Origin of the sequence: Polymorphospora sp. A560 (genome assembly GCF_045781765.1) — a bacterium.
In the GTDB taxonomy this organism is placed as follows: domain Bacteria; phylum Actinomycetota; class Actinomycetes; order Mycobacteriales; family Micromonosporaceae; genus Polymorphospora; species Polymorphospora lycopeni.
Map to the genome: position 1 here is coordinate 7,697,681 of NZ_CP122282.1, position 22,405 is coordinate 7,720,085.

20 protein-coding genes are annotated in these 22,405 nt (G+C 73.1%); 10 read left to right on the forward strand and 10 right to left on the reverse strand.

Annotated features, from left to right (window positions below; genetic code table 11):
* Positions 1-181 precede the first annotated feature (181 nt).
* Both QCD66_RS34735 and QCD66_RS34740 read left to right on the forward strand, forming a co-directional pair.
* Positions 182-1,255, forward strand: a complete 1,074-nt coding sequence (locus QCD66_RS34735) for an alkene reductase (RefSeq protein WP_364216485.1) — start codon at positions 182-184, stop codon at positions 1,253-1,255.
* A gap of 206 nt (positions 1,256-1,461) precedes the next feature.
* The gene (locus QCD66_RS34740) at positions 1,462-4,038 is read left to right on the forward strand and encodes an MXAN_6230/SCO0854 family RING domain-containing protein (protein ID WP_375734558.1); all 2,577 of its coding nucleotides are present in this window, start codon (positions 1,462-1,464) and stop codon (positions 4,036-4,038) included.
* Here QCD66_RS34740 and QCD66_RS34745 read toward each other — a convergent pair.
* The 3 genes from QCD66_RS34745 to QCD66_RS34755 form a co-directional block, all read right to left on the reverse strand.
* Entirely contained in the window at positions 4,035-4,949 is a 915-nt protein-coding gene (locus tag QCD66_RS34745) for a GNAT family N-acetyltransferase (protein WP_375734557.1), read from the reverse strand. The two genes, QCD66_RS34740 and QCD66_RS34745, sit on opposite strands and share 4 nt — an antisense overlap.
* Positions 4,950-5,025: 76 nt before the next feature.
* Positions 5,026-5,286 (reverse strand): hypothetical protein, encoded by a 261-nt coding sequence (locus tag QCD66_RS34750; protein ID WP_407566937.1) that lies wholly within the window; start codon positions 5,284-5,286, stop codon positions 5,026-5,028.
* Positions 5,287-5,343: 57 nt separating this feature from the next.
* Positions 5,344-6,891, reverse strand: a complete 1,548-nt coding sequence (locus QCD66_RS34755) for an LPXTG cell wall anchor domain-containing protein (RefSeq protein ID WP_375734555.1) — start codon at positions 6,889-6,891, stop codon at positions 5,344-5,346.
* A 196-nt stretch (positions 6,892-7,087) separates the two neighbouring features.
* Between QCD66_RS34755 and QCD66_RS34760 the strand changes: the two genes are divergently transcribed.
* The gene (locus QCD66_RS34760; protein ID WP_375734554.1) at positions 7,088-7,798 is read left to right on the forward strand and encodes a FadR/GntR family transcriptional regulator; all 711 of its coding nucleotides are present in this window, start codon (positions 7,088-7,090) and stop codon (positions 7,796-7,798) included.
* Positions 7,795-8,439: a lysoplasmalogenase gene (locus QCD66_RS34765; RefSeq protein WP_375734553.1), complete on the forward strand. Its 645-nt coding sequence runs from the start codon at positions 7,795-7,797 to the stop codon at positions 8,437-8,439. The genes QCD66_RS34760 and QCD66_RS34765 overlap by 4 nt, the downstream gene beginning before the upstream one ends.
* 7 nt (positions 8,440-8,446) lie before the next feature.
* On the opposite strand, the gene QCD66_RS34770 is transcribed toward QCD66_RS34765, so the two are convergent.
* On the reverse strand, positions 8,447-8,644 hold the full coding sequence (locus tag QCD66_RS34770; RefSeq protein WP_357538741.1) for a hypothetical protein: 198 nt from the start codon (positions 8,642-8,644) through the stop codon (positions 8,447-8,449).
* Between the two features lie 113 nt (positions 8,645-8,757).
* On the opposite strand from QCD66_RS34770, the gene QCD66_RS34775 reads away from it, so the two are divergent.
* Positions 8,758-9,540: a sulfite exporter TauE/SafE family protein gene (locus QCD66_RS34775; RefSeq protein ID WP_375734552.1), complete on the forward strand. Its 783-nt coding sequence runs from the start codon at positions 8,758-8,760 to the stop codon at positions 9,538-9,540.
* Between the two features lie 9 nt (positions 9,541-9,549).
* Here the strand turns inward: QCD66_RS34775 and QCD66_RS34780 are convergent, their stop codons facing one another.
* Positions 9,550-11,892 (reverse strand): flippase-like domain-containing protein, encoded by a 2,343-nt coding sequence (locus tag QCD66_RS34780; RefSeq protein WP_375734551.1) that lies wholly within the window; start codon positions 11,890-11,892, stop codon positions 9,550-9,552.
* 174 nt (positions 11,893-12,066) lie between these two features.
* On the opposite strand from QCD66_RS34780, the gene QCD66_RS34785 reads away from it, so the two are divergent.
* On the forward strand, positions 12,067-14,514 hold the full coding sequence (locus QCD66_RS34785; RefSeq protein WP_375734550.1) for a glycoside hydrolase family 65 protein: 2,448 nt from the start codon (positions 12,067-12,069) through the stop codon (positions 14,512-14,514).
* A gap of 5 nt (positions 14,515-14,519) precedes the next feature.
* Here QCD66_RS34785 and QCD66_RS34790 read toward each other — a convergent pair whose 3' ends face one another.
* Entirely contained in the window at positions 14,520-14,849 is a 330-nt protein-coding gene (locus QCD66_RS34790) for a cupin domain-containing protein (RefSeq protein ID WP_375734581.1), read from the reverse strand.
* A 73-nt stretch (positions 14,850-14,922) separates the two neighbouring features.
* On the opposite strand from QCD66_RS34790, the gene QCD66_RS34795 reads away from it, so the two are divergent.
* Positions 14,923-15,519, forward strand: coding sequence for a TetR/AcrR family transcriptional regulator (locus QCD66_RS34795; protein WP_375734549.1), 597 nt, complete (start codon positions 14,923-14,925; stop codon positions 15,517-15,519).
* 153 nt (positions 15,520-15,672) lie between these two features.
* Here QCD66_RS34795 and QCD66_RS34800 read toward each other — a convergent pair whose 3' ends face one another.
* On the reverse strand, positions 15,673-15,831 hold the full coding sequence (locus QCD66_RS34800; RefSeq protein WP_364216447.1) for a hypothetical protein: 159 nt from the start codon (positions 15,829-15,831) through the stop codon (positions 15,673-15,675).
* A gap of 106 nt (positions 15,832-15,937) precedes the next feature.
* Between QCD66_RS34800 and QCD66_RS34805 the strand changes: the two genes are divergently transcribed.
* The gene (locus tag QCD66_RS34805) at positions 15,938-16,687 is read left to right on the forward strand and encodes a PP2C family protein-serine/threonine phosphatase (protein ID WP_407566938.1); all 750 of its coding nucleotides are present in this window, start codon (positions 15,938-15,940) and stop codon (positions 16,685-16,687) included.
* A gap of 111 nt (positions 16,688-16,798) precedes the next feature.
* Here the strand turns inward: QCD66_RS34805 and QCD66_RS34810 are convergent, their stop codons facing one another.
* Positions 16,799-17,674: a DUF6745 domain-containing protein gene (locus tag QCD66_RS34810; protein ID WP_375734547.1), complete on the reverse strand. Its 876-nt coding sequence runs from the start codon at positions 17,672-17,674 to the stop codon at positions 16,799-16,801.
* A gap of 206 nt (positions 17,675-17,880) precedes the next feature.
* On the opposite strand from QCD66_RS34810, the gene QCD66_RS34815 reads away from it, so the two are divergent.
* Both QCD66_RS34815 and QCD66_RS34820 read left to right on the forward strand, forming a co-directional pair.
* Positions 17,881-18,876 carry an alpha/beta hydrolase gene (locus QCD66_RS34815; RefSeq protein WP_375734546.1) on the forward strand — a complete coding sequence of 332 codons (996 nt, stop codon included), beginning with the start codon at positions 17,881-17,883 and terminating at the stop codon, positions 18,874-18,876.
* Positions 18,877-19,158: 282 nt separating this feature from the next.
* A complete protein-coding gene (locus QCD66_RS34820) occupies positions 19,159-19,578 on the forward strand; it encodes a YchJ family protein (RefSeq protein ID WP_375734545.1) in 420 nt (139 codons plus the stop codon).
* A 22-nt stretch (positions 19,579-19,600) separates the two neighbouring features.
* On the opposite strand, the gene QCD66_RS34825 is transcribed toward QCD66_RS34820, so the two are convergent.
* Both QCD66_RS34825 and QCD66_RS34830 read right to left on the reverse strand, forming a co-directional pair.
* The gene (locus tag QCD66_RS34825) at positions 19,601-20,143 is read right to left on the reverse strand and encodes a hypothetical protein (protein ID WP_375734544.1); all 543 of its coding nucleotides are present in this window, start codon (positions 20,141-20,143) and stop codon (positions 19,601-19,603) included.
* A gap of 20 nt (positions 20,144-20,163) precedes the next feature.
* Positions 20,164-22,305: a LuxR C-terminal-related transcriptional regulator gene (locus QCD66_RS34830; RefSeq protein WP_375734543.1), complete on the reverse strand. Its 2,142-nt coding sequence runs from the start codon at positions 22,303-22,305 to the stop codon at positions 20,164-20,166.
* Between the last annotated feature and the right edge of the window lie 100 nt (positions 22,306-22,405).

Genomic DNA, 22,405 nt, shown 5'->3' on the forward strand with positions numbered 1-22,405 from the left:
CGGTCGACCGGCGCGGGACCGTCGGTGGTCCGGCGCCACGACCGTCAGCCTAGCGATCATGTCCAGCCATGTCCATCAATGAATTTCGGGCGATCGTGACGCCCGTCACCGTCCTGGCGGCAATAAAGCGCCTCGATCCGGCATTGCGGTGTGCGGAGGCACCAGGGACGGGAGTCGAGAGATGAGCAGCGCGTTCGACGAGGTCAGGATCGGCCGCTACACGGCCCGTAACCGGGTGGTGATGGCTCCGATGACGCGCAACCGCGCCTACGGGCCGGGCGCCACCCCGACCGAGCTGATGGCGACCTACTACCGCCAGCGCGCCGGTGCCGGCCTGATAGTCACCGAGGGCATCCAGCCGTCCGCGATCGGCCAGGGCTATCCGAACACCCCGGGCCTGCACTCCAGCGAGCAGGTACGCGCCTGGCGGCCGGTGACCGACGCCGTCCACGAACAGGGCGGCCTGATCTTCGCGCAGCTCATGCACGCCGGCCGGATCGGTCACCCCACCGTCTACGACCAGGACCTGCACCCGGTCGGGGCGTCGGCGGTGAAGGCCGCCGGAAAGATCTTCACCGGCGCGGCGGGCATGCAGGAGTTCGTCGCCCCGAAACCGCTGACCGGCACCGAGATCGCCGAGACGATCGGGGCGTTCGCCGACGCGGCGCGCAACGCCGTCGAGGCGGGCTTCGACGGGGTGGAACTGCACGGTGCCAACGGCTACCTGCTGCACCAGTTCCTCTCGACCAACGCCAACCAGCGCGACGACGAGTGGGGTGGCAGCGTCGAGGGTCGTACCCGGCTCACCGTCGAGGTCGCCCGGGCCGCCGTCGACGCGATCGGCGCCGACCGGGTCGGGCTGCGGATCTCCCCCGCCAACCCGTTCAACGACATCGCCGAGGAGGACCACCGCGACACCTACCTCACGCTGGTCGACGCGCTGAATCCGCTCGGCCTGGCCTACCTGCACATCGCCGAGAGCGCGGACACGGAACTGACCGGCATCCTGCGCGAACGGTGGAACGGGGTGTCGATCCTCAACCCGTACACCCCCGGCGCGTACACCGGACCGGAGGCGCTGAAGCTGGTCGAGTCGGGTGCCGCCGACCTGATCTCGTACGCCGCGCTGTTCCTGGCCAACCCCGACCTGCCCGAGCGGCTGCGGGTCGGCGGCCCGTTCAACACGCCGAACTACTCGACGGCGTACGGCGGCGACCACGAGGGCTACACCGACTACCCCACGCTGGCGGGCTGAACGCGCGGTCGTACCGGGTCCGGCAACCCCGGCCCGGTGCGGCGCGGCCGGCGGTAAAGGCCACGACAGCGGTCGACGGCGGTGTCTAGGCTGTCGGTCGGGGCGGCTCCCGGGTGTGCTTCCTTCTCCTCTTACTTTTGAAGAAGATCTAGCGCATCCAATCTCCGCCCCTTCTTCTTTTCTCCGCACCGAGGGAGGACCGCGCCGTGCCCGCCACCGCCACCCCGCCGGCTGTCCGCAGCGCCGTCGCGGACGTACTGCTCAGGCACGGGCTGGTGGCGCCCGGGCTGCTGTCGCGGTCCAAGGTCCGGCCGGGGCGGGTCCGGACCGACAGCGCGGCCGGCCTGGTGGCGTTGGAGGCGGACCTGGTCGCGCTCGGTTTCCTGCCCGGCCCGCGGCTGCGCCGGTATCTCGCCGGACAGGAGCCGGAGCGCCTCGCCGAACTGGGGCTCGGTCTGCTCGACGGGCTGGCCCGGGCCGTCGGTGCCCACGTGCCTCACATTCCGCTGTTCCGGTCCTTTCCGCGCCGGATCCCGGCCGACACCAACGACCTCTACGTACGGCGGATCTTCGCCCTGCTGCTCCAGGAGCCGCGGCAGCCGTGTGTGCTGTGCGGCACGGCCGACCTCGTCCGGCCGGTGGCCCCCTGCGCCCACCTGGTCTGCGGCGCCTGCTGGGACGGTTCCGACTACACCGGCTGCCCGATCTGCCACCGCCGCGTCGACTGCGAGGACGCCTTCCTGCGGCCGACCCCGCCGCCGGCACACCGGCCGCAGCCGCCGCTGCCGCGCCGGGCCCGCATCGTCGAACTGGCCGACGACGCCGGGCAGGCGTGCGGGGAGCTGACCGCCGCGCTGCTCGGGCGGCGTACGCCGCTGTCGCCGGCCGATCGCGCGGACCTGGACACGCTGCTCGACCACGCCGGCCCCGCCTGGGTCGACCTGCTGCCGGCCGACATCCCGGTACGCGAGACCCGGGCCGCCGTCGTCGCCCGGGCCCTCACCGACCCGGCGGGCGCCGACCGGCTGCCGGGCCTGCTGGACCGGTACGTCGGCACCGCAACCGACGTGCTGCGCCTGCTCCACGTCCTGCACGGTGCCGACGCCGGACTCCGTACGCCGCCGGCCCGACGCCGGTCGCTGCCCCGCCGGCTGCGGCGGCTGCTGCTGTCCCGGCTCGACGCCCTGCCACTGGCGTCCCTTGTGGAGGATCTGCGCCGGCACGGCGCCCGCTGGCTGCGGATGGCGGAGAACCTGCACCCGTTCGAGGAAGCCGGGCGGCATCCGGTCGCCGCCACCGCGTTCGTCGTGCTGCGGCGTACCCGGATCGACGCCGACACCCCGTTCGGGCGGCTCGTGGCCGGGGTCGTCACCGCCCATCCGGGCGTCACGGTCCGGCCCGGTGAGCGGATCACCGTCACCGGCTGGGCCGGCCGGGTCGAGGCGGCGCTGCCGGCCGGAAACACCGTACCGCTGCTCGCCGCCCGGCCGGGTGAACTGGTGCGCCGGCTCGTCGCGGTGGCCCACCGGGCCGGCGATCCGGCGGAGCTGGTCGACACCGTCGACCGGGTCGCGCCCGCGGTCGCCCCCGGTGTGCTGCTGGCCGCGATCGGTGCGCTGCGGGCGGCGAGTTGGCCGGCCGTACCCCGCCTCTATTTCCCGCGCGGCGGCAGCGCGACACTGTGGACCGAGCCGGACCACCGGCCCCGGCTCGATGCCGGCGTCGCCGTCGACCTCGAATCGGTGCTCACCGCCGAGGTGCTGCGCCGGGCCGGCAACCTGCCGCCGGTCGACCATGCCCTGCTGGACGGCGGGCTCGTCGACCTGGTCGCGCCGTTCACCGAACGGACCGCGTCCGCCGCGCTGGTCCGGCTGCCGCGGGGCAGCGGCCAGCCGCTGCCGCCGGGGCGCCGGCTACGCCTCTTCCTGCACTGGACCGAGCCGGCCGGCACCCGGGTCGACCTCGACCTGTCGGTGTCCTTCTACGACGGCGGTGGCGGTTTCGTCGGTTGGTGCGACTACACCCGGCTCCGGTTCGGGAAGCTGGATGCGGTGCACAGCGGCGACCTCACCTCGGCTCCGCCGCCGGCGGGTGCCAGCGAGTTCGTCGACCTGGACATCGCCGCCCTGCGCCGGCGGGGCATCCGGTACGTCACGATGCTGGTGCTGAGCTACAACGACGTGCCGTTCGACGCGATGACGGACGCGTTCGCCGGCCTGATGACCCACCCCGGTGACCACGGGCAGCCGTTCGAGCCGCGGGCCGTCGAGCAGCGGTTCGACCTGGCCGGTGACGTCCGGGTCGCCATCCCGCTCGTCGTCGACCTGGACCGGTCGGCGCTTCGCTGGCTCGACTCGACGCTGGCCGTCGCCGGCGGTCAGCATTCGGTGGGGCGCTACTCGCGGACGATCGGCCGGCTCAGCGCCGCCGCCGACCGTCACTTCACCGCCGGGCACCGGGTCAGCCTGTGGGAACTCGCCTGCTGGCAGGTGGCCGCCCGAACCCGGCAGGTGACCGTCCGCGGCGGCTCGCCGCGGACGTACCGGCGCCGGGACGGCGAGACGGTGGCCGCGTTCGCCGAGCGGCTGGTCACCGGCGGACCCGCCGACGACACTCCGGTGAAGGCCGCTCCGGACTTCGCCGCCCTGGTACGGGCCGACGTCGACCTGCCGGTGGGGGCCGACGTGTACGCGCTGTACCCGGACCGGCTCGACCCGGCCCGGGTACGTCAACTGCAGGCGGGCGACCTGCTCGCGGCCCTCGCTCCGACCGGTGCCGCCTAGCCGGCCGGCAGGGTGCGTACGCACTCCCACTCGGCGCCGACCGCCCGGTAGCCGAGCCACTCGTTGACGGCCAACATCGGCCGGTTGACCTCGTCGTTGCCGGTGTACGCCACGGTGAAGCCGGCGTCACGGGCCCGGTGCAGCGCGACCGACTTGGCGAGCTTGGCCAGGCCCCGGCCACGGTAGGCACGCCGGGTGCCGGTCGCCGCCGACGAGACCCGGCCGCTGTCCGGGTCGCCATCGACGAAGGTGCACGCCGCCGGTTCGCCGTCGACCAGGACGGCCACGCTCAGGTCGTGGCGCAGGCTCGGGCTCTGCCAGGCGTCGCGGAGCCAGTCGTCGTAGCCCAGCGAGTCGAGTGGGACCGCGCTCGGCTCGTCCTGGGTCGCCTCGGCATCGACCACGTAGACCGTCTCGGGCGGCAGGTCGGCGAAGGCGGCGACGGTCACCCCGGTCGGCGGGGTGGGCCGGGGCGGCAGATCGGCGAGGACGGCGCCGGAGTAGCGCACCTCGGCGGTGGTCCGGTAGCCGCGCCGGCGTACCCAGTCCAGCGATTCGGGATCACCGTGGGCGTAGCCCTGGACGCGGTGAGCCCCGACCGACGCGAGATGTTCCTCGGCCGCCGCGAGCAGCGCGGAGCCGACGCCCTGACGACGGCGATCCGGGCGGACCACGAGCGCCACGTTGGCGGCACCGGGCTCGGACGTCCAGGTGTTCAGGCCGCACCGCACCAGGCCGACCAGACCCGCGTCGTCGTCGACGGCGAACAGGGCGCCCTGGCCGGCCCCGAGTTGGGACCGCCAGTTGTGGCGTACGGCCTCGACGGTGTTGACCTGCCACGGCACCAACTGGCGGCGCAGGTCGAGGTAGGCGGCGGCGTCATCGGGGGTGCCGGGACGTACTGGGGTCATGGCCTTTGTCTAGCAGCCCGGACAACTGGTTTTATCCGGCCGGCCAGGGACGGGGGCCGCCCCCGGCCCGACCGGATCAGTACGAGTAGTTCACCGTGACAGTGTCCTGGACGGACCCACCGGTCGTGGGATAGGTGCCGCCGTACAGCGTGTGTCGGACGTGGACTGCGCCCCGCGCACTCTGGCCGTTGAACAGCGACACCGGAATGGTCGTGGCGGTGGTGATGTCCTGCGGCGCCGTACAGGCCCAGTCGGAGGTGCCGTACTGCTGCCGGTAGCGAAGAGATCGCCCACCGTACGCCCCGCGTGTTCCCGCACTGATCACCCCGTACGTCACGTGACACGCAGTCGCCGCCGGCCCGTGACGGGCCGGCGGCGACTGCGGTTAGTCGGTTCAGGCGATGAAGCGGACCCGGCGCCGCCGGAAGAGCACGAAACCGGCGGTGCCGGCCAGCAGCAGCAGGACGCCGCCGGCCGCCGTCCAGGCGGTCGTGGCACCGGTGACCGGCAGGCCACCACCGCCGCCGCCCGGCTCGGCCGGGTTGAGGACGAGCTTGGCGACGTCGTTGGCCGGGTCGAGGTCCTCGTGGAACCAGGGGCATTCGCAGGGCACGTTGATCGCCACCTCGCCGGTCGCGTCCGCCGTCACCTCGTCGATCCGGAGCTTGAACGTGAGGATCTGCTTCTCGTCCACGGGCAGCTTGACCCCGGTCGGGCAGAAGTACTTGGCCGCCCCGGTCCCGCCCGGCTGCCGGTAGTCGGGCCGTTCGCCGTTCATCGGATAGCACTCCTGCGGCGCCTCGACCACGGTGCTGCCGGGCGGCACCGTCAGGTAGAGGGCGGTGACCGGCTCGCCGGACCGCTCGTATTCCACGGTCGCGGGTCCGTTGTTGACCAGCCCGACCTCGGCGGTCACCACCTCACCGGCCGCTCCCCGCGCCGAGTCGCCGATGGCGGCGATGTCGGCGCCGTTCTGCCCGGTGACCCGCAGGGTCACCACCGACCAGTTGTTGGTCTCGTCGATGTCGGTCTGGGCGTTGCGGGCCGCGGCCCCGGGCCGGACGAGTTCGAGGAGGCCGCCGTCGCCCGGCTCGCCGAGCTCGAACCCGACCTGGGCCAGGAATCCGGCGTGGTCGGTGAAGTCCGCCCGGGTCATCACCTGGCGTTCGGCCCAGTCGGTGCCCGGCGCGTACGCGTCCTCGCCGACCTTGTACGACATCGTGCCGCTGAGCGTCTCCCCCGGCTGGACCGTCGTGTCGAACGCGCACGAGCGCAGGACGTCCCCGACGTAGGTGCAGTTGCGGTACTTCTCACCGGGCCGGAACCCGTGGTCGTGGTAGAAGAGGACGTTGAACCCCTCCACCGCCGTGTCACCGGGGTTGGTGACCGCGATGGGGGCCGAGAACGCCCCGCCGGGCTCGGCCTGGACCTCGACGTCCGGCCCGATGGCCAGGTCGACCGCCTCGCCGACGCGGACGGTGGCCGCGTAGCTTCCCGACGACGAGCCGGGCGACACGAAGGTCACCCGCAGCGTGCCGGTGGCACCGCTGACCGCACCGGTGGCGGGCCGGATCACGACGTTGGTCAGACCGCCGATTCCCGACTCGTCCACCCGGATGCCATCGGTGATTCCGCAGGTGAGTCGGTTGTTCGCCGTCGTGCAGTTGGGCCGGCCCGGGGTCGGGCGGACCGTCGCGGTGCCGACGAGATCGGAGAAGTCGTAGACGATGGTGGCCGACGACAGGACGACCGGCTTCGAGGCGTACAGGTATGCCGACACCGTCTTGCCGTCGGTGCCGGTCGCGAGGGTGGTGTCGGGCATGTAGACCGAGAGCTGAGCGTCGTCCGGCCCCCGTGCGGCGGCGGGCATGGCGGACGCGGCGACGAGCGCGCCGGCCATCGCCACCGCCGCGGTCCAGCGCAGGGCGGTTCTAACGTGCATCGAGGAACATCCTCCGGTAGCAGCCATGATCAAGATTGTCGAGTTTAAGATCCATTTCCGGCGCCTGGTTCCGCCTCCGGTCCACAATGGCTGTCCACTCGGCCGATGCACTGTCGACTGCGAATGTCGCGCCAGGGAGAGGAAACTGGTCCAACCAGTTGACAGGTTGCCGGCGCCGTTGCCACACTCCCGGTCCATGGCCCTCGTTCCGGTCCCACGCGGCCCGATCTCCGATCACGTCTTCGCCCAGTTGCGGGACGCGATCGTCAGTGGCGGATACCGGCCCGACGACGCCCTGCCCAGCGAGCGCGACCTGGCGGCCACCTTCGAGGTCAACCGCCACGCCGTACGCGAGGCACTGCGCCGGCTCCAGCAGCTCGGCCTGGTCAGGGTCAGCCAGGGTGGGGCGACCCGGGTGCTGGACTGGCGGGAGCACGCCGGACTCGACCTGATCCTGTCGCTGCCCGGATCCGGTGGCGCGCTGCCGGTCGGCACGCTGGGCCGCGACCTGCTGGAGATGCGGGCCTGCGTCGGTGTCGACGCGGCCCGGCTGTGCGCCGAACGCGGGACAACCCAGGCCCGGGCGGCGGTGCGCGCTGCCGTCGACGGATACGCCGACCTGGCACCCGACCTGCCGGGCATGGCCATGGCCAACACGACGCTGTGGCGACGGATCGTCGAGGGCAGCGGTAACACCGCCTACCTGCTGGCCTTCAACAGTCTCGTCGGCGCCGGCGCGGTACCGCCGCAGTGGCGCGCCGCCGAACTGCTCGACGTCGCCCGGCACCGCCGGCTCGCCGCGTCGATCGTTTCTGGTCAGGGGCGGTCGGCGGCACGCCTGGCCCGGGAGTTGCTCACCGCCCCGGTTGCCGATCCGGCCACTTCGAGGCAGGTGAGCCGGGCATGATGTGGCTGTTCGGTGTCGTCGTCGCCGTCGAGTTACTCGGGGTGGCGCTCGACGTGCCGCTGTTGCAGTGGCTGGCGAAGCCACTCCTGGCGCCGGTGTTGATCGCCTACCTGTGGACCGTACGGCGCCGCTTCGACGGCGTGGCCGTCGGGCTCGTCTTCGCGACCGCCGGTGACGTGGCGTTGCTGATGTCCGGCCAGACCGCGTTCCTCGCCGGAATGGCGTTCTTCCTCGGCGCCCAGATCAGTTTCCTGGTCACGTTCGTCCGGCGTCGCCGGCCGCCACTGCCGGCGCTGCTCGGCTACGCGGTGCTGTGGGCGCTGGCGAACGCTCTGCTGTGGAGTTCGCTCGGCCCGCTGCGGCTGCCGATCCTCGGCTACAGCCTCGCCCTGTGCGCGATGGCCGCCACAGCGGTCGGGATTTCCCGCCGTACAGCGATCGGCGGCGCCCTCTTCCTCTTCTCCGACCTGGTGATCGGGCTGGGCGCGGCGGGGATCACGCTGCCCGGGCACCACCTGCTGGTGATGACCACCTACATCGCCGCACTGCTGTTGATCACGACCGGCTGGGCGGCGGCCGGCCCGGGTGCCACCGGTGAGCCGGCCGGGCGGCCGCCGTCGCCGACGACCGCCCGGGCCTAGCGCCCGATCAGATGTTGTTGTTCCAGCCGCGCCTGATGTCGCTGGCCGGGCGCGGCACCCCGACCCGCAGCACGTCCCACCGCCGGGCCGGGTCGTCGGAGTTGCGCAGGGTGATCTGGTCCCCGACGGCGGTCCGCGGTTCGACCCAACAGGTCAGGTAGCGATCGGCCGACCGCAGGTCGACCTGCACCAGCATCGTCGTCATGCGGTGCAACGTATCGAAGTCGCTTTGCCGGCACATCCGGTTATCCGCCCGCTGGCGGTGGTTCGGTGGGCCGGGACGACGCCCGGGTACGGCCGGCCTGTAATCATCAGGCCGTGGAGCACGCCGTGGAGCTGATCGCGATCTTCGTCGCGGGGTTCTGGGCCGGGATGATCAACGTGGTGGTCGGTTCGGGCACCCTGGTGACCTTCCCGACGCTGGTTCTCTTCGGCTACCCGCCCCTGGTCGCGAACGTCTCCAACAACATCGGCCTGGTCGGTGGAGGCATCTCGGGCACGTACGGCTACCGGCACGAACTCGCCGGAAAGCGGGAGCTGCTCAGGTGGCTGCTCCCCGCCTCCGTGCTCGGCGGGATCGTGGGCGCGTTGTTGCTGCTGGTGCTGCCGGAGAGTGCGTTCAAGGCGATCGTGCCGGTCCTCATCGGGATCGGCCTGCTGATGGTCGTCGCCGGGCCGGCCCTCCAGCGACGTGCCGCCCGCCGCCGGGGTACGGCCGACAGCGGCACGCTGAGCACCCGACGGCTGGTCGCCGTCGTCGCCGGCACCTTCGTGCTCGGGATGTACGGCGGCTATTTCGGTGCCGCACAGGGGATTCTCGTCGTCGGCCTGCTGAGCGTGCTGACCGCCGAGAGCCTGCAGGCGATCACCGGCGTGAAGAACCTCCTGACGACGGGGGTGAACGCCGTGGCCGCGGCGACCTTCATGATCGTCGCCTGGCACTCGGTCGACTGGAAGGTGGTCGCGCTGATCGCGGCCGGTGCCACGCTCGGCGGCTTCGCCGGGGCGAGGTTCGGCCGCCGGCTCTCCCCACGGCTCCTGCGCTCCATCATCGTCGTCATCGGCACGGTGGCGATCGTCAGACTGGTCTTCTTCGACTGACGGGCCGCCCTACAGCAGCCGCCGGCGGACCAGCATCCGCAGCGCGACGTAGCCCGGCAGGGCCGGCAGCCAGAACGTCGCCAGCCGGTAGATCAGCACGGCGGCGACCGCGGTGTCCGGCGCGATTCCGTAGAGCAGCAGGCCGGACACCAGGGCGGCCTCGGTGGCACCGAGTCCGCCGGGGGTGGGCGCGGCCGACGCCACGCCCTCGCCGACGACGGACACCAGCACGACGGCCGGGACGACCGCCAGATCCACGGGCTGGCCGACCGCGAGCAGCGCGAAATAGAGACAGGCGCCGTACAGGACCGTCAGGGCCAGGGACACCACGGTGAGGCGTACCAGCCGGTGCCCCCGGGTGAGGGCGCGCAGGGCCGCGGCCACCTGGTGCACGGCGGTGCGGCCCCGGGTCCGCAACCGGGGGACGGCCACCGCCGCGGCGGCCACCAGCAGGATGGCGAGGACGGCCAGCAGGATCGGCAGTCCTTTGGTCGTGGCGGCGTGCACGATGTTCCGGGTCGGCTCCCGGGCGAAGGGCAGCAGGAGCGGCAGGAGGACGACGACGGAGACGGCGCCGGCCACCCGGACGACGGCGACGGCCGTGGCCGCCTCGGCCGCCGGCATTCCCTTCCGGTTCAGGTAACGCAGGCTCAGCGCGGCTCCGCCGACGCTGCCGGGGGCGAGCCGGTTGGCGAAGGAGGCTGCGACCTGGGTGAGGACGGCCTGCCCGAGCGGGATCCGGTCGGCCGCGGCGAGACGCAGCGCCAGGGCGCTCAGCAGGTAGGTGCCGGCCGAGCCGAGCAGGGTGGCCGCGACGGCGAGCGGGTGGGCGTGCAGCATCAGGTGCAGGGCGGCGCGTACCTGACCGATCTGTGGCAGCAGGTAGTGGACGAGCAGGCCGAGCATGACGAGCAGGAAGAGACTCCGCCGGGTGACCCGGACGACCGGAGCCGGCCGGTCGTCGTGGTCCGGACACCGTTCGACGATCCGGTCGTGGATTTCGGTGAGCAGGTCGGGGTGGTCGTGGAGGATGCCCCGGCCGGCGCGGGACAGTAGCGGCCGTTGCAGGTAGGGCAGGCTGTCCGCGACCGCCTCGGGCCCGATCTGCTCGACCGCCGCGGTGACCGCCGGTGCCGCACCGGCCAGACCGGCCAGGGTCACCAGCAGTTCGACGAGGTCCCGGGCCCGCTGGTCGGCGGTGGCGTTGCCGGCGCCGAAGCTGAGATCGACGAGGTGGACCCGGGAGTCGTCGCGCAGGATGTTGGCGGCGCGCAGGTCGCGGTGCGCGAGTCCGGCGCGGTGCAGCAGGGCGACCTGGCGGCAGGCATCGGCGAGGACGGCGGGTGACGGTGGCGTGCCGGACGCGTCGAGCGACCGGGCGTCGACGAACGGCTGGACCAGGACCCCGTCGCCGTCCGGGCCGGTCGCGATGGTGACGACCCCGGGGGTACGCACCCCGGCCCGTTCGGCGAGCAGCGACATCAGGGCCTCGTGCTCGGTCTTCTGTCCCGCCGTGAGGTACGGCGGCTCGTCGGCGATGTTGCGGTAGCGGATTCGCCGGTAGAGCTTGTAGAGCCAGTCCGCGTCCCGCTGTTCGCCGCCGGTGACCTTCACGAACAGGTGCCGCCCGTCGCCGGTGGTGGCCTTCCATGGTCGGGAGCCCCGGGCGTCGCCGTCGACCGCCTCCAGCCGGGCGACGTCGACGCCCTGGTCCCGCAGCGCCCGCTGGATCCGGTCCGCCGACCGCTCCGGGCCGATGTCACCGACGACGAGCCGGGTCAGGCAGACGGCGAGCCAGCCGACCAGGAACCCGCCGAGGGCGTCGGCGGGCAGGTGCGCGCCGACGTGCACGCGGGCGACCGCGACCAGGGCGATGCCCGCCCACGCGTAGCCCCGCCGGTGCCGGGGGACGGCGCGGGCGGCGACGAGACCGAGCGCGGACGCGACCGCGACGTGCCCGGACGGGTAGCCGAGCCCGCCGGTGACGGTGTCGTGGATCCGTACGTCGGCCAGCAGGGTGGCCGGTCGTTCCCGGGCCACCGCGAGCTTGCCGGCGACGGCGAGCCAGTACGCGAGGTTGCCGGCGACCAGCAGGTCGCGGGCGAGGGCGGTCCGGCGGAACGCGGCCGCGGCGAGCGCCGCCACGAACACCGCCAGGTAGGAGCCGGCCTGCATGACCACCACCAGCACCGGGGTGACGGCGGTCGGCAGGTGGTTGAGGAGCGCGAACAGGTCCCGTTCCCAGTGGCTGACCGGCCGGCCACGGACCCACAGGCTGAGTGCGGCGAGCAGGCCGGCCGAGGTGGTCAGGCTGAACACGAGCGCCGGTGACGGTCGGTGGGTCCGGGACATCGCAGTCCTCGCGTACGGGTGTCCACCGGGGTGTGGTCTCCGGTCCGACCCTACGTGGCCGCCGCCGTCGCGACGGCCGGATCGGTGAGCCCGCCAGCGCGCCGGGCGCCGCCGGTGGTGCCAGGTTTGCCCGGCCGGTGACCGGGAACCGGCAGTGCGCTGAGGAGGTGCCTGGTGGCCGGGACCGGACCCGTCGACCCCGGCTGCGGGCTGTGCACGAGCGACCTGCCCGCCGCCTGGGTGTTGACGTACATCGACGGCGACCCGGACGGGGAGGGCACCCGGGAGGCGCTGCTCACCGTCGGCAACGGCTATCTCGCCAGCCGTGGGGCGGCGCCGGAGTCGTCGGCCGACGGGGTGCACTATCCGGGCACCTATCTCGCCGGCTTCCACAACCGGCTGCCGGGCGACGGCCGGGAGACCGCCGAGAGCATCGTCAACCTGCCGAACTGGCTGCCGTTGACGTTCCGGCCGGCCAGTGGTGACTGGTACGCCCCGGGGCGGGCCCGCCGCCTGCACGAGCATCGAGCGCTCGACCTGCGCAGCGGCGTCTACCGCCGGGAGCTGGTGGTCGTCGACCGGCAGCAGCGGCGGACCCGGCTGCGGCAGCGACGCCTGGTGTCGATGGCGGCGCCGCATCTGGCCGCGCTGCACACGACGATCCTGGCGGAGAACTGGTCGGGGCGGCTGGAGGTGCGGTCGGGGCTCGACGGCGGCGTGGTGAACGCGAACGCGCCCATCGAGCGCGGGACCTGCGGCCGGCACCTGAACGGCGTCGCATGCGGCACCGACGGCCCGGAATCCCTGTGGATGGTGGCCGAGACCACGGACTCCCGTCTGCGCGTGGCGCTCGCCGCCCGGACCCGGGTGTCGGTCGGGTCCCGGAGCGGGACCGCGCACCGTACGGTCGGCGCGCCGGCGGAGATCAGCCAGGTGTCCGCGCTCGACCTGGCGGCGGGTGAGCCGGTGGTGGTCGACAAGGCGGTCGCCGTCTTCTCGTCGCGGGACCGGGCCGTCTACGAGCCGTTGGTGGCCGCCCGGACCGAACTCGCCGGCGCCGGGCCGTTCGAGGTGCTGGCCGCCGACCACGCCGCCGTGTGGGCCGGGCTGTGGGAGCGGCTGCGGCTCGACGTGGGCGACGAACAGGCATGGCAGCTTCCGGTGCGGGTGCAGACCTTCCACCTGTTGCAGACGCTGTCACCGCACACGGTCGATCTCGACGTCGGGGTTCCGGCGCGCGGGTTGCACGGCGAGGGCTACCACGGTCACATCTTCTGGGACGAACTCTTCGTCTACCCGTTCCTCGACCTGCGGCTGCCGGAACTCACCCGGGCCATGCTGGAGTACCGGCACCGGCGGCTGGGCTGGGCCCGCCGGCAGGCGGCCGAGCTGGGCCGGGCCGGCGCGCTGTTTCCCTGGCAGAGCGCCAGCAGCGGGCGGGACGAGAGCCCGGCCCGGTCGCGCAATCCGGTGACCGGGGAGTGGGTGCCCGACCACACGAACCTCCAGCACCACGTCAACCTGGCCGTCGCCCACTCCGCGTGGCGCTACTGGGAGACCACCGCGGACCTGTCGTTCCTCGGCACGACCGGGATCGACCTGCTGGTGGAGACGGCCCGGTTCTGGGCCGGCGCGGCAACGTACGACCCGGCCGACGACCGGTTCGACATCCGGGGGGTGATGGGCCCCGACGAATACCACGACGGCTATCCGGACCGGCCGGGCGAGGGTCTCGACAACTGCGCGTACGTCAACGTGATGGTCGCCTGGACACTGGCCCGCGCCTGTGAGGCGTACTCGTTGCTCGAGCGGCATCCGGGGGTGACGCCGTGGTTCGGGCCGGACGTCGGGCGGCCGGAGCTCGACCACTGGGCCCACGTCGGGCGCCGGCTGCGGTTGCCGTTCCTCGACGACGGCATGCTGGCCCAGTTCGAGGGGTACGCCGACCTGGCCGAGCTGGACTGGGAGCACTACCGGCGGCGGTACGGCGACCTGCGACCGTTGGGGTGGTATCTGCAGGCGGAGGGGGACAGCACCAACCGCTACCGGGTGTCGAAGCAGGCGGACGTGCTCATGCTCCTGTATCTGCTGGGCGCGGACGAGCTGGCCGACCTGATCGGCCACCTCGGTTACGACTTCGACCGGGCGTGCATCCCCGCGACCGTCGACCACTATCTGGCCCGTACGACGCACGGGTCGACGCTGAGCCGGGTCGCCCACGCCTGGGTGCTGGCCCGCACCGACCGGCGGCAGTCGTGGAACATGCTGCTGGCGGCGCTGGGTACGGACCTCGCGGATCTGCACGACGGTTCGGCCCGGGAGGGGATCCACCTCGGTGCCACGGCGGGGACGCTGGACATCCTCCAGCGGTGCTACACCGGGCTGGGGATCCACGACAACGTGCTCCGGCTGGATCCGCTGCTGCCCGAGGGCCTCGATTACCTTCGCTGCACCATCCGTTATCGCGGGCGGCTGGTCGACCTGACCGTCGACCACCGGGAGGTGCGGATGGGCACCCCACCGGGCGACGAGCCGCCGATCCCGATCATAATGCGGGGGCGGCGGTTGTGGCTGGCGCCCGGTGCGACGGCGACGGTCCCGCTGGCGAACCGCGACGGGTAGTGGCGTCAGCGGGTGGGTGGTGGTCCGAGCAGTTCGACGCCGTGTCGGGCGGCGGCGTGGCCGAGGGCGGCCGGGTCGACCGGGCCGGGGTCGGGCAGCCGGCGCTCCGGCGCTCGCTCGCCGGCTTCGGCGGCGAACCCCTCGAATCCGGACGGGGTGGTGATCTGAAGGGTCCGCAGCGGCTCGTCCGGGCCGACCAGGAACGTGTGTGGCAGCCCCACCGGCAGCAGCACCAGGTCGCCGGGGCCGGCGGGCAGCACCTCGCCGGCGCAGCGGAACTCGGCGGTGCCGGAGAGGACGTAGAACAGTTCGTCCTCGGTCTGGTGGCGGTGCAGCGGCGGCGCGAAGCCGAAACGTGCATACCGGTCAGCACTCCGCGAGGAGAGCGCGCGGCGGACCCGTCAGGCGGTGGTCGCCGCCGCCGGTGAACTCTTCGTCGCGCGCGGCTACGGAGCCACCTCGCTCGCCGACATCGCCGCCCGGGCCGGGGTCGCCCGGCCCACCGCCTTCGCCGCCTTCGGGTCGAAGCCCGCGCTGCTGCGGCAGGTGCTCGACGAGGCGCTCGCCGGAGACGACGAACCGGTCCCGGTGGCCGAACGCCCGTGGTTCCGCCCGGTCTGGGAGGCCGGCACACAGGCCGGCGTGCTCGACGGCTACGCCGGGGTGTGCACCCTGATCGGCGGCCGGGCCGCCCAGATCTTCGAGGCCGTACGCCGGGCGGCCGACGACAACGGGGAGGTCGCGCAGGTGTGGGAGACGCTGCTGCGGAACCGGCGCCGGGGCGCGGCGATGGTGGTCGAGCGGGTCCGGTCACTCGGGCCGCTGCGCCAGGGGTCCGATGTGGAGCGGGCGGTCGACGTCGTCTGGTTTCTCAATGACCCGGCCCACTACGACGCGCTGGTGACCCGCTGCGGCTGGTCCGAGGGTGACTTCCGGGAATGGCTGTCCGACCAACTGGCCCGCGGGGTGCTGACCGGCGCGGGATCGCGAGGGAGTGCGGCGTGACCGCGATCGAGTTGCGCGCCGAGACCACCGCCGACCTTCCCGGTGTCCGCGCCGTCAACCTCGCCGCCTTTCCCACCGCACCGCTCGGCGTCTGACCCGACACACGCGTCGGTCGGGACGAGGGCTCTCCCCGTCCCGACCGACGCGGTCGATCTACTTCTTGGCGGCCTGCTTGGCCATCATCGGGTCGGTGCCCCTACCCACCCGCTTCAGCGCGTCACGCAGTTGCGGCTCGCTCATCTTCGAGTTGCCCTCGATGCCCGCATCGTGGGCACGCTTTCGCAGATCGTGAAGGTTCTCCCGCTCGGCCATCTCGAATCCCTTCCCTCGGCCACGGGGGCGGCGGTGGCCCTCGCGGCGATCCGTACGGTGCCTTCCCGCGCCCGGTGGACATAAACCGGTCCGGCCCCTCGCCCGGATGGCTAGACTCGGCGCCATCGAAGAGATCAAGATCCGCCGCACCGAACTCACGGTCGCCGGTCGCCGCCTGGCGATGACCGCCGGCACCGTGGTCGGCAACCGCTACCCGGCCAACTTCGACGTACTGCACCTCGACGACGGCCGCCCGCTGGTGGTCGTCGCCGACGGCATGGGTGCCGGCGAGGGGAGCCGGGTCGCCGGCCGGACCACCGTCGACGTCTTCGTCGGGATGGCCGCTCCCGGCCCCGGGCCGCTGCGCGCCGCGGTCGCGGAGGCCCAGCGCCGGCTCCGCGAGGCCGGACACCGGCTGGGCGAGTTGACCGGATGCACGCTGACCGCGTTCGTCGGCGACGACCACGACGCCTGGCTGGTGCAGATCGGCGACTCGCGGGCCTACCGGCTACGGGACGGTCAACTCGAACTGCTCACCGTCGACCACACCGCGGCCTGGCTCGGGGCGGTCAACGGCTGGTATCCGTTCGACTCGCCGCGGGCACACGCCGACCGCTACCGGCTGATGCGGTACGTCGGCCACCCCGACCAGCCCGAACCCGACGTACTCAACGTGACCCTGCGGCCGGGCGACGTCTACCTCCTGTGTACGGACGGCCTCGCCGAGCAGGTGCCGTACGGGCGGATCGCCGAGGTGCTGACGAGGGACGGGAACCCGGTCGGCACCCTGCTCGCCGAATCGCTGCGGGCCGGCGGCAACGACAACGCCACCGGAGCGGTAATCGCCGTCCACTAGGGACGATCTTTCGGGCGCCGGAGCCGACCGCGCCCGGATGTCGGGGTGGCCGGCCGGTCGGACCGGTCACCCCGGGTTCGGGCAGTGCTTGCTCAGGCGTCGTCCGCCGGGCTACCGGTTCAGCAGTGGCCGCCAGCCGTCGCGGTACTCGACCGGGCCGCCATCACCCTGACGTGGCCGGACCTGACCGTGCCAACCGCCGGGAACGGACTCGGTACGGATCACGGCCGGGCGTTCGACGACGACGCACACGTCCTCGCCCGGCCACCACCAGCCGCACGACCGGGCCAGCATCGCCCAGTCGTCGAGGTGGTCGGCGTCGGCCGGCCGGTACCGGGCGAAGCCGAGCCGGCGGAGCAGGTCGTAGTAGCCGATCCAGTGCGCCTCCTGCTGGCCGTACCAGGCGACCGGCAGCCGCCCGTACGCGGAAAGCGCGGCGCGTACGGGCAGGTAGAACCCGTCGGCGAGGCTGGTCCGCAGAGCGTCCCGCACGCCCTGCCGCAGCACCTCCCGCAACGGGACACCAGCGTCGAGAGCTTCGAGCGGCGGCAGTACGGGCCACGGCTTGCCCTTGTCGCGGCGGAGCCGTGATGGATCGAGGTCGGGATGGGAGACCGCGTCGTCCAACGCGCCGCGCAGCCGGGACAGTCCGGCGGCGATGTCGCTGGCCAGCGGGGGTACGCCCGGCGGCCGCCGGGGCATCACCCATCGTTGCAGGACGTCGTGGGTGGGCAGGCCGGTGAGCGACGGAAGGGCCTGGCGGGGTGAGTCGACCCAGCGGAAGCGGGGTCGGGGTCGGAAGTGCCGGGCGTAGATGGCGGTCAGCCGGTCTTCGGCGCCGGCCCGGTCGGCCGGTGTGGTCGAGAGTCCGTGGTCCAGCCATTCCCGCCGGATCTCCACGGCGGCGAGCCAGTGTTCGATGCTCGATTCGAGCGTCCTGGCCGGGATGACATCGCGAGCGGTCTGGTGCCGCGCGGGCGCGGTCACCGCGCGAGGGCGGTCACGCCCTTCCGGTAGGTAGCGATCATGGCGCCATGATGGCCCACCAGCCCGTGCCCACGCAACCACCATCCGGCGACGTGTAGAAATATTTCAACTGATGGGTACTCATGGGCAACTTTCTCCCATAGCCTGGGCGGACCGCAGCACCATCGACGCCGACGAATCAGTGCGGCCCACGACAGGAGAGCCCCATGGACCGAAACCCCGCCGTCCATCACCCCGTCAGCCGCCGACGACTCCTGACCGGTGTCGCCGGAGTCGCCACCGCCGGAGCATTCGCCGGCGCCCTCACCGCCCCGACCCCGGTGCACGCCGCCGGCAACGGACACGGGCTACACATCGTCGACCGCAACGAGAACGGCGGCCGCCTCCAGTACTACCGCTTCGCCACCGACGCGATCGCGTGGGACCCGGCGGTGAACGTCCTGCTGCCGGACGGCTACCACACCAGCGGCAAGCGATACCCCGTGCTCTACCTGCTGCACGGCGGAAACGCCGACTTCCGCACCTTCCACCTGCAGGACAACATCATCAACCTGACCGCCGGCCGGGAAATCATCGTCGTCATGCCGGACGCCTCGACCGGCTGGTACTCCAACCCGGTCAGCTCCAACACCGGCCCCCGCAACTGGGAAACCTTCCACATCGCGCAACTGCTGCCCTGGATCGACTCGAACTTCCGCACCTTCGCCGAATACAACGGCCGCGCCGTCGCCGGCTTCTCGATGGGCGGGTTCGGCGCCCTCAAGTACGCGGCGAAGTACTACGGCCACTTCTGCTCGGTGAGTTCCCACTCCGGCCCCGCCAGCCTGCGCCGCGACCTCGGCCTGGTGGTGCACTGGGCCAACATCACGTCGGCCGCGATGGATCTCGGCGGCGGCACCGTCTACGGCGCCCCGTTCTGGGACGAGGCACGGGTCAACGCCGACAACCCGGTGCAGCGCATCGGCAGCTACCACAACAAGCGGATCTTCCTCGCCGCCGGCACCTCGCCCGACCCGGTCAACTGGTTCGACACCATCAACGAGACCCAGGTGCTATCCGGCCAGCGCGAGTTCCGGGCGGCACTCGGCCGGGCCGGGATCCCGCACGAGTGGCGCGAGGTTCCCGGCGGGCACTACTTCCGCCACGAACTGTTCGTACAGGACCTCAACGGCATGCTCGGCCGGCTACGCCGCGCCGGCTGACCTCCCACCGGGGCGCGTTGATCAAGGTGATATTCGCCGCAAAACAGGCAGGAATGCCACGCTTTCTCCTCGATCAACGCGATCATGCGGCGCACCCCGCCTGGCGGTGCCCGCAGCGGACATGCGACGCGCCGATCGAGGGGATATCCACGGCAAACCGGGCACGTTTGGGGACGACTTCTCCTTGATCGGCGCACGGCACGGCGCGAGGCACGGCGTGCCTCCTGTGCGCGCTCTCACCGCCGCGGATGTGGCTGGCCGGAAACACGGCACAATGGCCCGGTGGCGAGACGGGGCACCCGCCGGGCGGCGGGCTACGAGCCGACCCTGACCTGTCCGTGCGGCTCGGGTCAGGCGTACGGCGACTGCTGTGGCCGGCTGCACCGGCGGGAGACGACCGCCGCGACGGCCGAGCAGTTGATGCGGTCGCGGTTCAGTGCCTTCGCCGTCGGCGACACCGCCTATCTGCTGCGGACCTGGCATCCGACCACCCGGCCGGCCCGGCTGACCCTCGACCCCGCACAGCGGTGGACCAGGCTGGAGATCCTGGCCACCGACCGGGGCGGCCTGTTCGACACCGCCGGTGGCGTGGAGTTCCGCGCCCACTACCGGGAGTCGGGACGTCCGGGCATGCTGCACGAGCGCAGCCGTTTCGTCCGCGAGGACGGGCAGTGGGTCTATCTGGAGGCGGTGACGTCGTGACGCCGGGCAGTGTGCCGGTGGCTCAGGACGTCTCGGGGTCGGTGTCCGGGATCGGCAGCGCGACCACGTCGGCGGTGCCGGGGCTGCCGGAGTGTGCCGGCGGCGGCCGGTCGGTGCCCGGCCGGCGGGTGTAGAGCCGCCCCTGCCCGACCGGGCCGTTGCGGTGCGTGACCGCACAGGTCACCAGGTGCACCGGGGTTGGTGGTGCGCCGAACGGTCCGGTGCCCCACCGGACCCAGATCGCGATCCGGCCGGCGGCCGCCTCGGCCACCAACTTCTCGGCCGTACGGGCCCGGTCGGTGCGGTCCACCTCGATCACCACCGGTGGCGCGTCGGGCCGGGCGCACGCCACGTCGACGATCGAGTGCCGCCCGGACATCGGTCCCGGCAGCGGCATCACGCTGCGTGCCCGGCGGTAGACCCGCCAGCCCTGACCGCTCGCCCAGTCGGCGACCGCCTCGATGACCCGGGCGGTCACCCCGTCGGCCGTCTGGTCCACGAAGGACAGTTGGTCGAGCCGGTCGGCGAGGGACGCCGCCACCCGTCCGCCGTCGCCGTCATCCACCATCGCAGGGTAGCGCCGGCTCAGGCGGGGCCGCCGGCCGCGCGGTAGGCGCGTACGGCGTCGGACCGCGAGTGGACGTTCAGCCGGGCGTTGACCGCCCGGAGGTGGGCGTGCACTGTACGCGGGCTGACTCCCAGTTCCCGGGCGATGGCCGCGTCGGAGAGGCCACGGGCGACCGCCTGGAGGATCGTCCCCTGGCGTACGGTGAGCAGCCCACCGGCGGTGGGGTCGGCGGCGACCCGGTCCGCGCGGCGGGCTTCCAGCGTCGCCCGGCGGGTTCGCAGGCGGTGCCCGGGGTCGTCGCACTCGGCGAGGAGGAGCGCGGCCTCGTCCAGCCGGCGCCGGGCGTCCTCGGCGCGGCCGGCGTCGAGCGCCAGTTCGGCGAGGCCCAGAACGGCGTCCGGGGCGGTGATCCGGTCGGCGGCGGCGATCGAGAGGTCACGGGCCTCGGTGTAGCCCGCGGCGGCGGCGTCCGCGGCACCACCGCGGTGGTCGACCACGGCCCGGCAGAGGGCGAGTACGCGGGCCGCGAACGGCGCGGTGGCCTGGCGGGACCCGACGAGGGCGGCGGCCCGGGCGAGCTGTTCCCGGGCCGCGTCGAGGTCGGCGCGGTCGGCCCGGACCCGGGCCAGCATCGCCCGGCCGGCGACCTCGGCGACGGTGTTCCGCATCGGGGTGGCCGATTCCACGATCTCCGCCAGCCGGAACTCGACGTCGTCGTCGGTGCCGGCGTAGTAGGCCGATCCGGCGAGGATGATGTCGCAGTTCGCCCGCTGGGTGAAGTGTTCCGGCCCGTGCATCGCCCGCGCCCGCCGCGCCCACCGCGTCGCCTCGCCGACGTCACCGCGCAGGGCGCTGAGGGTGGCCCGGCCCAGCGCGATGCCGGCGTCGACCGACGGCAGGCCGTCGGGCAGCTCGCCCGGCCGGGCCGGCGCTGCCTCGGCGCGGGCGAGAGCGAGGTGCACGTCACCGGTACGACCGGCGAAGAGGCTCGCCGACGCGTGGGCGAGCAGCAGCCGGGCGTCGGCGTGCAGGTGGCGCGGCGGCAGCCGGTCGATCCAGTCGAGCACGGTCGCGGTGTGGCCGACGTCGAGCATCCGCCAGTACGTGGCGGCGATCAGCTCGCCGGCGTCGGCCTCGTCGCCGGCCGTGAGCAGGTGTGCGACAGCGCGGTCCGGCATGCCGTGGCCGACGAACCAGCGGGCGGCGCGGCGGTGGCCGCGTACGGAGTCGGCGCCTTCGAGGGCCGCGGCCCGGTGCAGTGCCTCCCGGAACAGCGGGTGGTAGCGGAACCACACCCGTCGCCGGTCGAGCGGTACGACGAAGACGCCCTCGCGGTCGAGCCGGGCGAGCTGCCCGGCGCCGTCGGTACCACCGGTGACGGCGTCGCAGAGCGGGCCGCTCAGCCAGTCGAGCACGGCGGTGTCGAGCAGGAAGCGGCGCAGGTCGGGCGGCAGCGGGTCGAGGATCTCCTCGACGACGTAGTCGTAAAGGTGGTGGTGGTCGCCGCGGAGCCGTTCGCGCGGGTGTTCGGCGGCGATCCGCAGGGCGATCGGCCAGCCCTCCGCCCGGCGGATCGTGTCCTCGTACTCGGGTCCGGCCGGGCCGCCGAGGAGGGATCGGGCCTCGTCGGCGGTGAGGGCGAGGTCGCCGGTGCCGATCTCGGCCAGGGCGCCGGCCGCCCGCAGCCGCGCGAGGGCGAGGCGGGGGCGGGTACGGCCGGCGAGGAGGAGCCGGATCCTGGTACGGCCGTGCAGGAACTGCCCGAGTTCGGCGCCGACGGTCGCGGTGTCGGCCCGCTCGAAGCTGTCGATGGCCAGCACGAGGTCGGCCGCCGCGCTTCGGCCGGTGGCGAGGAGTTCGGCGATCCACACTTGACGGTCGTCCGTCCCGGCCGGTGGTGGGGGCAGGTGGGCGAAGCGGTCGTCGGCCCGCGCCAGTGCCTCGGCCACCCGGGTCCAGAACATGACCGGGTCGGCGCACGGCGGGTCGAGTTCGGCGCGGGCGATCCGGTCGCGCCGTGGCGACGAGGCGGCCCAGGCGTCGAGTCCGAACGTCTTGCCCCAGCCGGCGGGTGCGCGCACGACGGTGGCCCGGTGCTGCCAGGCGGCGGCCTCCAGCCGCCGTTCGAGCACCGGCCGTGGATGGGGCGTGCCGGTCATCGACAGCCAGCCTACGAGGGCGGCCACCGGTGCCGGCGGTACTACCTAGGCAGTCCTGCCGATCCGCCGGCGCCCCGTTGTCGCCCGGTCGGCCCGGGAC

Bases quoted from the DNA above. Each gene is read 5' to 3' on its own strand.
- QCD66_RS34815 (WP_375734546.1), top strand. From the start codon at position 17,881: ATGGACCGAAACCCCGCCGTCCATCACCCCGTCAGCCGCCGACGACTC.
- QCD66_RS34805 (WP_407566938.1), top strand. From the start codon at position 15,938: ATGGCTAGACTCGGCGCCATCGAAGAGATCAAGATCCGCCGCACCGAA.
- QCD66_RS34780 (WP_375734551.1), bottom strand. From the start codon at position 11,892: ATGTCCCGGACCCACCGACCGTCACCGGCGCTCGTGTTCAGCCTGACC.
- QCD66_RS34755 (WP_375734555.1), bottom strand. From the start codon at position 6,891: ATGCACGTTAGAACCGCCCTGCGCTGGACCGCGGCGGTGGCGATGGCC.
- QCD66_RS34770 (WP_357538741.1), bottom strand. From the start codon at position 8,644: ATGACGACGATGCTGGTGCAGGTCGACCTGCGGTCGGCCGATCGCTAC.
- QCD66_RS34765 (WP_375734553.1), top strand. From the start codon at position 7,795: ATGATGTGGCTGTTCGGTGTCGTCGTCGCCGTCGAGTTACTCGGGGTG.
- QCD66_RS34745 (WP_375734557.1), bottom strand. From the start codon at position 4,949: ATGACCCCAGTACGTCCCGGCACCCCCGATGACGCCGCCGCCTACCTC.
- QCD66_RS34830 (WP_375734543.1), bottom strand. From the start codon at position 22,305: ATGACCGGCACGCCCCATCCACGGCCGGTGCTCGAACGGCGGCTGGAG.
- QCD66_RS34760 (WP_375734554.1), top strand. From the start codon at position 7,088: ATGGCCCTCGTTCCGGTCCCACGCGGCCCGATCTCCGATCACGTCTTC.
- QCD66_RS34800 (WP_364216447.1), bottom strand. From the start codon at position 15,831: ATGGCCGAGCGGGAGAACCTTCACGATCTGCGAAAGCGTGCCCACGAT.
- QCD66_RS34735 (WP_364216485.1), top strand. From the start codon at position 182: ATGAGCAGCGCGTTCGACGAGGTCAGGATCGGCCGCTACACGGCCCGT.